The following is a 13,393-nucleotide window of genomic DNA, read 5'->3' as shown; positions in this document are numbered from 1 at the left end:
CGGCCGGAAGCCCCTTGGCTCATCTTCTGCAGGGAGTAACCAAAAGCCGAGCTTCATGAAACGGGTCTCCCCCACCTGCCTGATCACCTTCGAACGAAACCGCTACAGCGTGCCCGCATCGTTTGCCAACCGGCCTGTCAGCTTAAGAATCTATCCCGAAGATTGGTCGTTGCTGCCGAGGGCAACGTTCTTTGCGAACATGTGCGGATCATTGAGCGCAGCCACGACAAACCTCCGAGGACGATTTACGACTGGCGACACTACCTTGCGATCATCCAACGCAAGCCCGGAGCTCTTCGTAACGGTGCGCCCTTCCTGGAGTTGCCACTCGCCTTCCGCAAATTACAGGACCAGATGCTCCGCCGCCCCGGCGGTGATCGCGAGATGGCGGACATCCTTGCTCTCGTTCTTCATCACGACGAACCGGTCGTCCTTCGTGCTGTAGAATTGGCTCTGGATGCCGGCGTCGCGACCAAGTCGCATGTGCTGAACCTCCTGCACCGTCTGATCGACGGCAAGACAATCGATGGTCCCGATATCGACACACCACAGGCGCTGACCTTGGTGCGCGAACCCAAGGCCAACGTCGAACGATATGACGGCTTACGTGTCCGCATCGTTGGAGCTCGCCATGCGTCATGATCCTGCCAGCGCCGCCGTCGTCATCATGTTTCGTAGCCTGAAGATGTATGGCATGGCCCAAGCGGTCCTGGATCTAATTGAGCAGGGAGCGCCAGCCTTCGATGCTGCCGTGCCGATCCTGTCCCAGTCGCTGAAAGCCGAGATGGCAGAGCGCGAGGTCCGCTCCATCGCCTATCACGTGAAGGCAGCTCGCTTCCCGGCCTACAAAGACATCTCCGGATATGACTCCGCCGCCAGCGAGATCAACGAAGCCACCGTGCGCCAATTACACCGATGCGAGTTCCTGGATGGAGCTCACAATGTTGTCCTCGTCGGCGGGCCGGGTACGGGAAAAACACATATCGCGACCGCTTTCGGCGTCCAGGCAATCGAGCATCATCGCCGGAAGGTCCGCTTCTTCTCGACCATCGAATTGGTCAATGCACTTGAGCAGGAAAAGGCCAGAGGCAAGGCAGGTCAAATCGCCGAAGCGCTGGTCCGCCTCGATCTGCTGATACTGGATGAGCTCGGATACCTTCCGTTCAGTGCCTCAGGTGGAGCGCTGCTCTTCCATCTGTTGAGCAAGCTCTACGAGCGCACCAGCGTCATCATCACCACCAACCTCAGCTTCAGCGAATGGGCCACAGTCTTCGGCGACGCCAAGATGACCACCGCTCTGCTCGATCGGCTGACACACCGTTGCTACATCCTGGAAACAGGAAATGACAGCTTCCGTTTCAGGGCCAGCTCGGCCGCAGCGGCACAGAAGAGAGGAGAAAAGGCCAGCCCATTGACCAAATCCTGATCAGAAAACCATACTCAGAGGTGGCTCACTTCTCGGTGGAAAAACCGGCGCAGTTCTGCGCGGAAACCACCACCAGAATTGATTTCCGCATCGGAGAAGACTGAGAGAACGGATCCGTCGCGCTGGAAAGCATCCCGCGCAACTTCGCCAGAACTTGTTGGGTCAGTTGCTACTCAGGCGTTTCGATCCTGCCGCTTACTGCGTTCAACAGCCCAATATCAAAAGACAGCGGTGGCCTCCATTGAAGGGTTCTGCATGTGAACTCGATATCGATCTCAAGTGATCCCAACAAGCGTTTGGCAAGTTCTTCATTCCCACTATATCGCAGCCCGGCTTTAAGTATAATTGGGGGAACTGGTAGTAAAAACGCTGTCTTTCCCATTGCGGTTGCCGTGCGCTTCAGAAGGTCTTTTGTCGAAATATCTTTGCCGTCCGCAACCAAAAAGGTGCGATTGGCCGCGGCAGGGTGGTCAATCGAGGTGATTATTAGGTCGACTAAGTTTTCAACTCCAACTAGACTTCGACGATTTTCTACTAATCCAAAAGGTAGAGGTAGGCCTCGACTTAGCCACCTCACCATAGTCGCGAAATTTCCTTTGGCATCTGCACCATAGACCATGGGCGGACGGATAACTACATACTCCATCCCTGTCTCTTCCGCGACCTTACGGAGCTCTATCTCCGCTTCCAGCTTAGACTGTGTATACTCATTTCGCGGATCGGGAGCGCTTTTGTGGGTGAAGGGAAGGTTTGGTTGGGTTTCGTCACCCAAGACCCCGATAGAGGAGATAAAGATGAAACGCCGAGTACCCTTCAGTCCGAATGCACCTGCGATGTCAATTAAGTATTGGACGTTGGCCGATCGGAACTTTTCTCTCGACTCGAGAGAGGCGTCTCGCGGTACATGAGCGCGCCCGGCTAGGTGTACAACACAGTCGATATGGCCCGCCACGTCAACTAGATGTTCAGCCGAGATAAAATCTCCCCGAAGGCGCGTGGGCTTACTTCGCCCAGAGCTGACGATCGCACGCTTTTTTTCATGCAGCGCTTGAATGAGGTGAGTTGCGATGAACCCTGAAGCGCCAGTGACAAGGATCAAGATATTTTCTCCACAGCTATGAATTATCTGACAATCGCAATTGAGTTAGCCAAACAACATAGCTATGGCTAGCAGCCAATTTGAAACCGGTTATATAGAAATGAAGATCACCGTTGTAGGGACCGGCTATGTCGGCTTCTCGCTCGCCATTCTCTTGGCGCGACATCACACCGTTATAGCACTAGACGTCTCGGGTGAACGCGTCGATTCCATCAATAGGCGACGCTCCCCGATTGCAGATGACGATATCACGATGTTGCTGCAAGATGCCAGCATTGCTCTAAGAGCAACGCTGAATGCGCACGAAGCGTTCGCTGAAGCCGATTTCATAATCGTGGCGACTCCGACAGACTACGATTTATCCAGTAATGCTTTCGATACTAGTTCAGTCGACAGCGTTGTAGCTTCCGCGCTTCATTGGAATAAATGTGCAACGGTGGTTATCAAGTCGACCATACCTATTGGGCATACACGGAAACTTTCGGAGCTGCACAGGACAGATAGAATTATTTTTTCACCTGAGTTCCTCCGCGAGGGAAAGTCGCTTTACGACAACCTGTATCCGTCACGGATCGTAGTGGGCTCAAAGAGTGCCGCTGCTGTGTCGTTCGCCAATCTACTGAAGGCCTGTGCGTTAGTCCCAGAAGTTCCGGTCTACTTCACGGGGCCCGACGAAGCGGAGGCAGTGAAGCTGTTTGCTAATAGTTATTTGGCAATGAGGGTAGCCTTTTTTAACGAACTCGACAATTTCGCGATAGTAAATCAATTAAGCAGTGCCGAGATGATTCGGGCAGTAGGCGCGGATCCGCGGATTGGAATGTCCTATAATAACCCCTCGTTTGGTTATGGTGGCTACTGCTTGCCGAAGGATACTCGCCAACTGATGGCGAGCTACGGCGAGTTACCTCAGGCATTGATATCCGCCACCATCAAATCGAACGAAGTACGATGTGCGATTTTAGTCGATGACATTGCTAGAAGGAGTCCCGGTGTGATCGGCGTCTTCCGAACCATCATGAAGTCAGGATCTGATAATCATCGTTCTTCTGCCGTCTTCAATGTAATCGAAGGATTGAGGGCGAAAGGAATGCAGATGCTCATTTACGAGCCGACGGTGACCTCCAGCACCCTGTGCGGTGTATCAGTCGAGGTTGATATCGAGCGGTTTAAGAACATTTGCGATCTGATAATCTGCAATCGTATGGACCCCTTGCTAGAGGACGTAGCCTCGAAGGTCTATTCGCGGGACGTGTTCGGAGAGAACTAATTCAAACCGAACCGTTGCCCTTCACATCTTGTAGACAACCTCGTCGTTAATGCTTATCAGCCACACGCATCTGTTCACGAATCTATGGGTTGGCTGGGCCATACAGCCGAGACGGATCCTGGTGGCATTATGCCTTAGCAAGGGGGCTCGAAATGAAGCGAATAGCCAATCGCAAAAGGATTCTCGTTACGGGTGGGGCGGGATTTCTAGGCTCCCACCTTTGCGAACGGCTCCTTGCTGACGGCGCGGAGGTTCTATGCATTGACAGCTTCTACTCTGGCACGCGGGACAACGTGCGACACCTGCTAGGCCATCCTAATTTTGAGATGCTGCGTCACGATGTGACCGAGCCCTTGATGGTGGAAGTTGACGAAATCTACAACCTCGCTTGTCCTGCTTCGCCGATCCATTATCAGCGCGATCCCATCTACACTATGAAAACCAGCGTGCTGGGGGCCCAGAACATGCTTGGTTTGGCGAAGCGGACAGGTGCCAAGATTTTTCAAGCGTCCACGAGCGAAGTTTACGGCGATCCGCAGGTCCACCCGCAGGTCGAGAGCTACTGGGGTCATGTCAATCCCATCGGGCTTCGCGCCTGTTACGACGAGGGTAAGCGTGCGGCCGAAACTCTCTTCTTCGATTACCAGCGCATGCACGGAGTGAGGATAAAGGTTGCGCGCATCTTCAATACCTACGGACCGCGCATGCATCCTAATGACGGTCGGGTCGTTTCGAACTTCGTTGTGCAGGCTCTAAGTGGGGAGGCGCTGACGATCTATGGGGAAGGTATGCAAACACGCTCGTTCTGCTATGTCGATGACTTGATAGAGGGCTTTGTTCGGCTCATGAATTCTGGTGACGACGTCAGCGGTCCGATTAACCTCGGCAATCCGGATGAATTTACGATCCGCGAGCTGGCGGACCTAGTCGCGAACCTTGCCGGTTCCGCCTCGGTTGTGCGCTCTCTTCCGCTTCCTTCCGATGATCCAGCGCAGAGGCGGCCTGATATTGAGCGGGCGCGCGCATCGCTCGGCTGGCACCCGAAGGTCGCCCTTCGCGAGGGCCTAGAGAAAACGATCAATTATTTCAGGACGCTTGCATGACCTATCTCGCGATCATTCCGGCGCGTGGCGGCTCAAAAGGGGTGCCGGGCAAGAATATCCGAAACATTTCTGGTCGCCCGTTGATTGCCTGGAGCATTGCAGCCGCCCTTGGGGTCGAGGATGTGAGAGTCGTTGTCTCCACAGACAGCGAGGAGATTGCCGCCGTCGCCGCGGCTTATGGAGCTGAAGTTCCCTTCCTGCGGCCGGCTGAGCTTGCCACCGACACGATGGCAACCGAGCCGGTACTGCTTCACGCGCTCAACCATTATGAGGCGAAAGGGCAATGCTTCGAAGCGGTCATCCTCTTGCAGCCAACGTCGCCCTTCCGAAAGCCGGGTGCAGTGAAGGCGGCGATTTCGACCTTCGAGACGGAAGGTGCGGACAGCCTGCTCTCCGTCTGCGAGAACCACCACTTCTTCTGGCGTAATCCTGCCGCCCCCGAGGCTCTTTATGATTTCCGCGACCGTCCTCGCAGGCAGGACATCCGCTCCGTGGACCGATGGTATCGCGAGACTGGCTCTATCTACATTACGAAAACCGACCTCTTCCGTAAGGAAAAGAATCGCCTCGGTGGCAAAATTGCCATGTTTATGATGACCGAGGAAGAAAGCTGGGAAATCGATAGCTTATCGGACTTTCAGATTGTCTCCGCCTTCATGTCAGGAGCTAGCGCGTTATGATTATCGAAAGAAATCTTTCGAAATATATTGTCTTTTGTGAGGACTCGCTAGTAAGCGCCTTGCGGCGGATGAACGAGAATAAGAGCCGTGTCGTCTTTTCAGTCTCTGAGACCGGTAAGCTGGAAGGTGTACTGACAGACGGTGACGTCAGGCGCTGGTTGACCGGTTCCCATCATGTGAATCTGGACGTTGCAGTCAGCCTCGTCAGCAACAAGCAGTTTACGAGCCTACCGCTCGACGCCTCGCACGACGAGATCGAGGCGACCTTCAGCGAGCGCATCCAGGTCATCCCGTTGCTCGACAAGCACCACCATCTTGTCGCCATCGCCAAGCGCGAGCCGGCGGAGATGCGCATAGGCGATTTCGTGATCGCCGACGACCAGCCCGCCTTCATCATCGCCGAGATCGGCAACAACCACAACGGCAGCCTTGAGCTTGCCTATCGCATGGTCGACGAGGCGATCGGGACGGGCGCGGACTGCGCGAAGTTCCAGATGCGCGACATGGCCTCGCTCTACCGCAACGAGGGCAATCCCACCGATTCCAGCGAGGATCTCGGTGCGCAGTATACGCTTGACCTGCTCTCGCGCTTCCAGCTTTCCTCGGACGACATGTTCAAGGTCTTCGACTACTGCAAGCAAAGGGGCATCATGCCCCTTTGCACGCCGTGGGACCGCGAGAGTCTGGAGCGTCTCGACCGCTACGGCATGCCGGCGTTCAAGCTCGCCTCGGCGGACCTCACCAATCACGATTTGCTGGAGGCGATGGCGCGCACCGGCAGGCCGCTGATCTGCTCGACGGGCATGTCCAACGAGGGCGAAATCGTCGATGCGGTGCGCGTCCTGCGGCGCCTCAATGCTAAATACGTGCTCCTGCACTGCAATTCGACCTATCCGGCGCCGTTCAAGGACATCCACCTCAACTATATCGACCGGCTGAAGCGCATCGGCGATTGCCCGGTCGGCTATTCGGGACATGAGCGCGGCATCGCCGTGGCCATCGCGGCCGTCGCCAAGGGCGCGCGCGTCGTCGAGAAACATTTCACGCTCGACCGCAACATGGAGGGCAACGACCACCGCGTCAGCCTGCTGCCGGACGAGTTCAAGGCGATGGTGCAGGGCATCCGCGAGGTCGAGGAGGCGCTGGGCGCCAAGGAGACTCGCCGCGTCACCCAGGGCGAGATGATGAACCGCGAGGTTCTGGGAAAGAGCCTCGTCATCAACCGCGATCTCAAGCGCGGCGAGACCATTGCCGACGAGATGATCGAGACGCGCAGCCCGGGCAAGGGCCTAACGCCTTACCGCAAGCGCGAGCTTGTCGGCCTTGCCGCGCGGCGCGATTTCAAGGCGGGCGACTTCTTCTTTCCGTCCGACGTGGACGCGGTCGCGGTTTCGGCACGGAACTACCGGTTCAACCGGCCGTTCGGCATTCCCGTGCGCTATCACGACATGGGCAGGATGGCTGCCGCGTCGAACTTCGACCTGCTGGAGTTCCATCTCAGCTATAAGGATCTCGACGAGCCGCTGGAGAAGTATTTCTCCGGTACCTACGACCTCGATCTGGTCGTGCACAGCCCGGAGCTTTTTGCGGGCGATCACATCATGGACCTTTGTTCGCCGGACCCCGCCTATCGCGAGCATTCGATCCGCGAACTCCAGCGCGTCGTGGACGTCACGCGCCGCCTCGCACCCTATTTCTCCCGCGCGAGGCGCCCGCCGATCATCATCAATGCCGGTGGGTTCAGCCTGGACGGGTTCATCCCGAAGGAGCAGCACGGCGAACTTTACGACCTGATCGCGCAGAGCCTGTCACAGGTCGACAGCGCCGGCGTCGAGATTATCCCGCAGACCATGCCGCCCTATCCGTGGCATTTCGGGGGCCAGCGCTACCACAACCTCCTCGTCAGCGCCGACGACATCAAGGCCTTCTGCGAGAAGCACGGCTACCGCATCTGCCTCGACGTCTCGCATTCGCAGCTCTCGTGCAGCCATCTCGGCGTCTCCTTCAAAGATTTTCTGGAAGAGGTCGCCGGCTATTCGGCCCATCTCCACATCGTCGATGCGGAAGGCGTGGATGGCGAAGGCCTGCAGATCGGCGAGGGCAGCATGGATTTCGGCATGGTGGCGGATGTCCTCAAGCGCAAGGCGCCGGATGCGTCCTTCATCCCCGAGATCTGGCAGGGGCACAAGAATGAGGGCGAGGGCTTCTGGGTCGCCCTCGACCGTCTCGAAACGTGGTTCTGATGGGTTCGCTCGCGCGAAATACCTATTACAACATTTCGGCTTTCGGCCTAAACACGATCCTGTCGCTCGTCGCCGTCACGGTGCTCGTGCGGGGCTACGGCCTCGACGGCTACGGCCTCATCATCTTGGCAAGGCTGCTGCTGCCGAGCGGCGTTCTCGGCCTATTGGAGGCGGGCTTACCGGAGGTGACGACGCGGGCAGTCGCCGCAGCGCGCGCGACCGGGGACCTGACGCAGATCGCCCGCCGGGTCTTGGCCGCCAGCCTGATGGCCGCCGCCATCGGTGCGGTTGCCGCCGCCGTGCTGTGGCTTTTCGCCGGCGGCATCGTCGATCTCATCTTCCATTCGGCAAATGCGGGCCGACCGGCTCTCGAACAGCTCGTACTCGTCAGTGCGCTGTCGCTGCCGCTGCAGCTTACGGGCAGCGTCCTCCGAGGCGCCTTCGAGGGCAGCGAGCGGTTCGCCCTGGTGCGCTCCGTCGAGGTGCTGGGCAATCTCAGCTATCTCGCCGTCGTTGCCGTCATGCTCGTCGCCTACGATACGACGAGCGTCGATGCCGCGCTCGCCTATGTCTGGATCTGGAATGTCAGGAGCGCGCTTTACGTCGGGCTCGTGCTTTTCGGCGGCGGCAGTGGCGTGTCCTTCGGGGCACGGGACATCTGGTCCGGCAATGCGGCCTTCCTTGCGCACGCTTTCCAGCTCTTCTCCGGCAAGTTCTTCTCCATGCTGCTCAATTTCGGGCCGTCCATTGTGCTCGGCATTTTCTCCACCGTGGCGACCGTCGGCAGCTACGAGATCGTCATGCGCATTCCGAAGGTGCTGAAGACGGTGAGCGGCATGTTCAACGGCGCGCTGCTGCCGTTTGCGGCGCGCGCCGATGCGCTTGGCGACCGGGCATCGGCGCGGCGCGTCGTCGAAGAGGGGACAACGCTGGTCGTGGGTCTCGTAGCGATGCTGTCCGTGACCATCATGATCTTCAGCGCTGACGTGCTGCGCTACTGGATCGGCATCACCGATGCGGAGCTGTCCCTCTACCTTCGAGTTGCGCTCGTCTGGCCGATCCTTGTCGCCACGATCGGGATTGGATCGACCATGCTCATGTCGCGCCGCTCGGCAGCCGGTGCGATAAACCGGCTGTCCATGCTGACGACCGTGGGCTACTTCATGCTTGCGATCGGCCTCTATCCCTGGTTGACCTGGCGGGCCTTCGTCGTCGCGCTCGTCGTCTCGCAGGCGCTCACCATACCCGCCTACTGGCGGCTGCAGGTGCGGGAGTATGAGGTGAACCTTGCCATGTGGAGCGCTTTTGCGGCCAGATTCCTCCTCGTCGCGGTGTTTGCGTTCTTGCTGAGCCTGGGAATTCGGTCTATCGCTCCGGTAGATGGGGTGCTTGTGCTCGTCGCACAGGCTGCGTTCGTCGCGCTTCTCATCGGAGCCGGCATCTATTATCTCGCGGTCCCCCCGGATTTGCGCCGGGCGAACGAAGAGTTTTTGAAACGAAGCCTGGGCCGGCTGCGGTCGTGAACCGCTGAGGGGCCCCTGAGCCGGGAAAGACGCATGCAGGAACTGCCTTGGGACGCCCGCGTGCGTCGGTTGGTCGAGAAGCTGAAGATCACCGCCCTTTCCACCGCCTGCCGCCTGGCGGGACCCCGCTTTGCTGCGCAGTTCATCGTCGGGCGGGCGGATTTCGGCGGGTACGTGCCCGGCCGGCCGACGGTCGTTGCGCTGACGCGGCCGCTCTTCAGCAAGGACCTCATCGAACTCAGGAAGAGGACGGACCTGAACTGGGTCTACGTCAACAACGAGTTTCTCGGTCATGCCCAGAGCGCCTGGTGCCCGCCCGAGATGCGCTTCCAGACCAAGTACCAGGCGTTCCGCGGAGACCGCTATGCGCGCGCCTGGAGCCGGCTCGATGCTTTCGGCGATGAGCTCGTCCGTGCGCTTCGCGCCCGCACGCCGGTCGATGCGTTCATGACATCCCATATCGACTACTGGCAGGCGGAAAGCGCAAGACTGGGGGCGAAGCGCCACGGCGTCCCCTTCCTCGGCCTCTGCCGCGAGCACATGTGCCTTCCCATCGAGCAGCGCACGGTGCGCGCATACTATACGGGCTTTCGCTACGAGGGGAACTCCATCGCGCTCTTTGGCGATTCGACGCGCCGGATTTTCATTGAGAGCGGCGCCTGTACACCGGACCAGATCGTCGTCACGGGACCGCCCAGGCTTGATATCTGGCGCGACATCGACGTCGAGAGGGTCAAGCGCGACACGATCGTCCTGCTCAGCTACCGCGACCCCGATTATCGCGCGCCGAACTCCTTCAAGGAGGTCCTGCGCCTGTTCCTCGCGGCGGCGCAGCGCCATGCCGGCTCGGGCGTGCGGTTCGTCGTCAAGGCCAAGAATATCGGCGACAGCGACGAGATCCGCAGCGCTGGGGAGCCGCTGGAGCATTTCGTGGAGATCGACCATCAGGTCCCGCTGACGTCCCTCCTGCCGCGCGCGCGCCTCGTTGTCGGGTTCAATTCCCTCTCCGTGCTGGAAGCACAGTTCTGCAAGGGCCGGACTGCGGTACCCTATTGGGGCGATGCCATGCGGCCTTCCGAAGAGCTCATGTTCGATCCGGCCGATCCGGTCGCGGCGAAAGTCATCGACTTCCCGCGCGGGCCGGAGGCGTTCGACGCGCTCATCGACGAGGCGGCGCGGGGCGATTTGCAGACGACCGCGTCCGCGGAAGAGCGATATGCCGTCATCCGCGGCATCTTCCACATACCGGCCGATCGCTCCTGCTCGAAGGAAGTCGAGCGCTATGTTCTGAACGCGATTGGAAAGAACGATGCCGCAGCCCAATAGCGTCGCCCTGGTCGTCGACAATCCGAAGCGGGACCTGCGCGGCGTCGTCCTGACGGCCTACCAGCTTGCCCGCAAGGGCTGCCGCGCGCATGTCGTGCCGATGTATGCGCAGGGATACGACATTCCGCTGCTGGCGCCGGATTTCGTGCTGCTGAATTATATTCGCCAGAGCAACGAGGAACTTGCCCGCTCCTATCGGGAACTCGGCATCCGCGTCGCCGTGATGGATACGGAAGGCGGCATCCTGTCGCGCAAGGGCCTGCGCGAGCCGAACACCTGGGCAGCCTCGCTGCGGGACTCGGGCCTTTCCGCTCTGGTTGACCATTACTTCTTCTGGGGCGACGCCGTCCGGAAGGCCTTTCTGCAAAACGGCGGATTTCGGCCCGAACAGCTCCATCTCACGGGATGTCCGCGCTACGACCTCTGCGCGCCGCCGTGGAATGTCGCCCTTGCCTACCAGCGCTCGGGCTTCGTGCTGGTGAACACGAACTTCTCCGCCATCAATCCCGCCTTCACGCGGTCCAGCGAAGCCGAAAAGCAGATCTTCCGGTCGCTCGGCTGGTCCGACGCCTACATCACGCAATGGTTCCGCGAACTGGAAGACGTCTTCCCGCGCTACCTGGACGAGATCGAGGCCATGGCGGGGGCCATGCCGCAGCAGCCCGTTATCGTGCGCCCCCACCCCTTCGAGAACTTGGAGCGCTACCAGCGCCGCTTCGCCGGCATCGCCAATATCGAGGTGGATGGAAGCGGCGACGTGCTCAACATGATCCACGAGGCCAAGTGCGTCGTGCATCTCAATTGCGGAACGTCCGTCGATGCGCTTCTGCAGAGGAAGGTGCCGGTCTCGCTTGAATATCTCAACACCGATCTGCTTCTCGACCATACGCCGCTGCCCTCGCGCCTCAGCCTCAGGCCCCGCTCGCGCCAGGAGCTGGTCGAGACGGTGCAAGGCCTCGTCGAAAGCAGGACGGCGTTCGACCACGATGAGGCCTTCGCCGAGATCGAGCCGTGGTTCCACCGCGCGGACGGAGCGGCGGCCGAATGTGTCGCGTCCACGCTGGCGGGGCTTCCCGCCGGCACGCCGCGCGCCAGCTTTTCCCATGCGATACGCGGAGGGCGAGCGGCTCCCTCCGCCGGCCAAGCCCTGCAGGGAATGGCGTCCGCCGCGTTCGGCAGCCGTCTCGTCGGCACGTTGCGCGGCCGGTTCGCGGCCTCGCGCAAGGGAAAGGACATCCAGTCGGAGGATGTGCAATCCCTGCTCGACCTTTACGCACGGGTCTCCGGCGGCCCCCGCTATCGCGCCCGGCCGGCGCGCAACAGGCTGACCGGCATGGCGCTCAGCACAATCGAGATACTTCCCGCATGAGCGACACCGTCGTCTTCGTCAGCCTTGCTGGCAACCAGTCTGCGTTCTTCGCCGCGCTCGAACCCTCTGTGCGCGCGGCCGGCAGGGACGTTGTGCATGTCTGCTTCCACGAGGGCTCGGTAAGCGAACTCAGGAAGGCCGCACACCGGGTGTTCAATCCGTTCGAGCTTTCCCGCAGCGGCGATCTACCGTCTTTCGAAGCCTATGGCATCGAGAACCCGGCGCTGCTGATCGCCCACGAGAAGGCCGCCTACGAGATCCGCGACACGCAGGCGCTGCTCTTGAAGTTCCGCCGGCATCTTGCCGCGATGGAGGCGGTGTTCGCGACGCTCGCCGGCGAGGGACGCAGAATCGTCGTGGTGCAGGAACTCGGCGGCTTCACCTCGGTTCTTGCCGCCTACTTCGTCGCGCAACGCCACGGCGTCTCGAACTACTTCATCGAGCCGTCCTTCTTCAAGGGACGCTTCTTCCTGACGCGCGACAGCTTCTCCGCTCCGCGCATCGGGCGCAGCGCCGGTAGCGCGGGCGCCGAGGTTCTGGCCGTGCTCGGCCGTATCCGCGACAGCCAGACGGTCGTCATCCCGGTGAAGGATGCGCTGCATTACCGCGGCGCCATGCGCAAGCTCACCGATCCCAAGAACTGGCGGCGGCTGGTGGAAAAACTGGTCCAGAAGCATGTGCTGAAGCAGCAGGAGGAATTCCAGCATATCGGCGGCCATGTCCGCCGGCATGTGCGCATGACGATGAACGCCGCGAAGCTGCGTAAATTCTATGCGCAGATCCCGGACGAAAGCCCGTTCCTCTACTATCCGCTGCATGTTCCCGCCGATTTCGCCCTGACGATCCGCTCGCCGGAATATCTCGATCAGCTCTCGCTCATCGATTTCCTCTGCCGGGTGGCGCCGGGTGGCCGCAAGGTCGTCATCAAAGAGCACCCCGCGCTGATTGGCGCGCTGCCGGCCGCCCGCGTGGTCGAGCTGATGCGCCGCCACGACAATCTCGTCCTGCTCTCACCGGGCATCAACAACCATGAGGTACTGCGCCGGGCGGAGACCGTCGTCACGGTCAATTCCAAGGCGGGCGCGGAGGCGCTGCTCTATTGCCGGCCGGTGCTTGCGCTCGGCGATTCTTTCTATCGCGACAGCGGGCTCGTGACGGTGGTGGATGCGTTGCGGGATCTTCCCGACCGCCTTGCCGGCGCCGCATTGCCCGACGAAGAGGACGTAAACCGCTTCCTTCAGGATGTCTGGTCGGCGAGCGTGCCCGGCGAGCTCTACGACGTGCGGGAAGAAAACGTCGCCGAATTCGCCGCTTCGCTGCTCGGCGTGCTCGACGCCGAAAAAAGGTAAGGAGCGCA

The 13,393-nt window shown here is 60.0% G+C and carries 10 protein-coding genes and 1 pseudogene; 10 read left to right on the top strand and 1 reads right to left on the bottom strand.

The features are described from left to right. Positions 1-58 precede the first annotated feature (58 nt). Positions 59-642: pseudogene (locus tag DMY87_RS01675) on the top strand (Mu transposase domain-containing protein); the annotation flags it as partial. Further along, positions 632-1,426: an IS21-like element helper ATPase IstB gene (istB, locus tag DMY87_RS01670; protein ID WP_110789543.1), complete on the top strand. Its 795-nt coding sequence runs from the start codon at positions 632-634 to the stop codon at positions 1,424-1,426. The pseudogene DMY87_RS01675 and the gene istB, both read left to right, overlap by 11 nt. Positions 1,427-1,595: 169 nt before the next feature. On the opposite strand, the gene DMY87_RS01665 is transcribed toward istB, so the two are convergent. After that, entirely contained in the window at positions 1,596-2,525 is a 930-nt protein-coding gene (locus DMY87_RS01665; protein WP_165826124.1) for an NAD-dependent epimerase/dehydratase family protein, read from the bottom strand. 100 nt (positions 2,526-2,625) lie between these two features. Here DMY87_RS01665 and DMY87_RS01660 point away from each other — a divergent pair, with 100 nt between their 5' ends. The 8 genes from DMY87_RS01660 (at position 2,626) to DMY87_RS01625 (ending at position 13,385) form a co-directional block, all read left to right on the top strand. Further along, positions 2,626-3,792: a nucleotide sugar dehydrogenase gene (locus DMY87_RS01660; protein ID WP_110789541.1), complete on the top strand. Its 1,167-nt coding sequence runs from the start codon at positions 2,626-2,628 to the stop codon at positions 3,790-3,792. A gap of 152 nt (positions 3,793-3,944) precedes the next feature. After that, positions 3,945-4,895, top strand: a complete 951-nt coding sequence (locus DMY87_RS01655; protein ID WP_425353458.1) for a UDP-glucuronic acid decarboxylase family protein — start codon at positions 3,945-3,947, stop codon at positions 4,893-4,895. Further along, on the top strand, positions 4,892-5,575 hold the full coding sequence (locus DMY87_RS01650; RefSeq protein WP_110789540.1) for an acylneuraminate cytidylyltransferase family protein: 684 nt from the start codon (positions 4,892-4,894) through the stop codon (positions 5,573-5,575). Before DMY87_RS01655 ends, DMY87_RS01650 begins: the two co-directional genes overlap by 4 nt. Then, the gene (locus tag DMY87_RS01645; RefSeq protein WP_110789539.1) at positions 5,572-7,818 is read left to right on the top strand and encodes an N-acetylneuraminate synthase family protein; all 2,247 of its coding nucleotides are present in this window, start codon (positions 5,572-5,574) and stop codon (positions 7,816-7,818) included. The genes DMY87_RS01650 and DMY87_RS01645 overlap by 4 nt, the downstream gene beginning before the upstream one ends. Continuing rightward, positions 7,818-9,341 carry a lipopolysaccharide biosynthesis protein gene (locus DMY87_RS01640; protein WP_110789538.1) on the top strand — a complete coding sequence of 508 codons (1,524 nt, stop codon included), beginning with the start codon at positions 7,818-7,820 and terminating at the stop codon, positions 9,339-9,341. The genes DMY87_RS01645 and DMY87_RS01640 overlap by 1 nt, the downstream gene beginning before the upstream one ends. A 33-nt stretch (positions 9,342-9,374) precedes the next feature. After that, positions 9,375-10,667: a hypothetical protein gene (locus DMY87_RS01635; RefSeq protein WP_110789537.1), complete on the top strand. Its 1,293-nt coding sequence runs from the start codon at positions 9,375-9,377 to the stop codon at positions 10,665-10,667. Continuing rightward, the gene (locus DMY87_RS01630; RefSeq protein WP_110789536.1) at positions 10,651-12,036 is read left to right on the top strand and encodes a surface carbohydrate biosynthesis protein; all 1,386 of its coding nucleotides are present in this window, start codon (positions 10,651-10,653) and stop codon (positions 12,034-12,036) included. Before DMY87_RS01635 ends, DMY87_RS01630 begins: the two co-directional genes overlap by 17 nt. After that, a complete protein-coding gene (locus DMY87_RS01625; RefSeq protein ID WP_165826123.1) occupies positions 12,033-13,385 on the top strand; it encodes a capsular polysaccharide export protein, LipB/KpsS family in 1,353 nt (450 codons plus the stop codon). The genes DMY87_RS01630 and DMY87_RS01625 overlap by 4 nt, the downstream gene beginning before the upstream one ends. Positions 13,386-13,393: the final 8 nt, after the last annotated feature.

Source organism: Peteryoungia wuzhouensis (assembly GCF_003205195.1).
GTDB lineage: Bacteria > Pseudomonadota > Alphaproteobacteria > Rhizobiales > Rhizobiaceae > Allorhizobium > Allorhizobium wuzhouense.
This window is presented reverse-complemented; position numbering and strand designations above follow the sequence as displayed.

Bases quoted from the DNA above. Each gene is read 5' to 3' on its own strand.
- istB (WP_110789543.1), top strand. From the start codon at position 632: ATGCGTCATGATCCTGCCAGCGCCGCCGTCGTCATCATGTTTCGTAGC.
- DMY87_RS01640 (WP_110789538.1), top strand. From the start codon at position 7,818: ATGGGTTCGCTCGCGCGAAATACCTATTACAACATTTCGGCTTTCGGC.
- DMY87_RS01635 (WP_110789537.1), top strand. From the start codon at position 9,375: ATGCAGGAACTGCCTTGGGACGCCCGCGTGCGTCGGTTGGTCGAGAAG.
- DMY87_RS01650 (WP_110789540.1), top strand. From the start codon at position 4,892: ATGACCTATCTCGCGATCATTCCGGCGCGTGGCGGCTCAAAAGGGGTG.
- DMY87_RS01655 (WP_425353458.1), top strand. From the start codon at position 3,945: ATGAAGCGAATAGCCAATCGCAAAAGGATTCTCGTTACGGGTGGGGCG.
- DMY87_RS01630 (WP_110789536.1), top strand. From the start codon at position 10,651: ATGCCGCAGCCCAATAGCGTCGCCCTGGTCGTCGACAATCCGAAGCGG.
- DMY87_RS01645 (WP_110789539.1), top strand. From the start codon at position 5,572: ATGATTATCGAAAGAAATCTTTCGAAATATATTGTCTTTTGTGAGGAC.
- DMY87_RS01660 (WP_110789541.1), top strand. From the start codon at position 2,626: ATGAAGATCACCGTTGTAGGGACCGGCTATGTCGGCTTCTCGCTCGCC.
- DMY87_RS01625 (WP_165826123.1), top strand. From the start codon at position 12,033: ATGAGCGACACCGTCGTCTTCGTCAGCCTTGCTGGCAACCAGTCTGCG.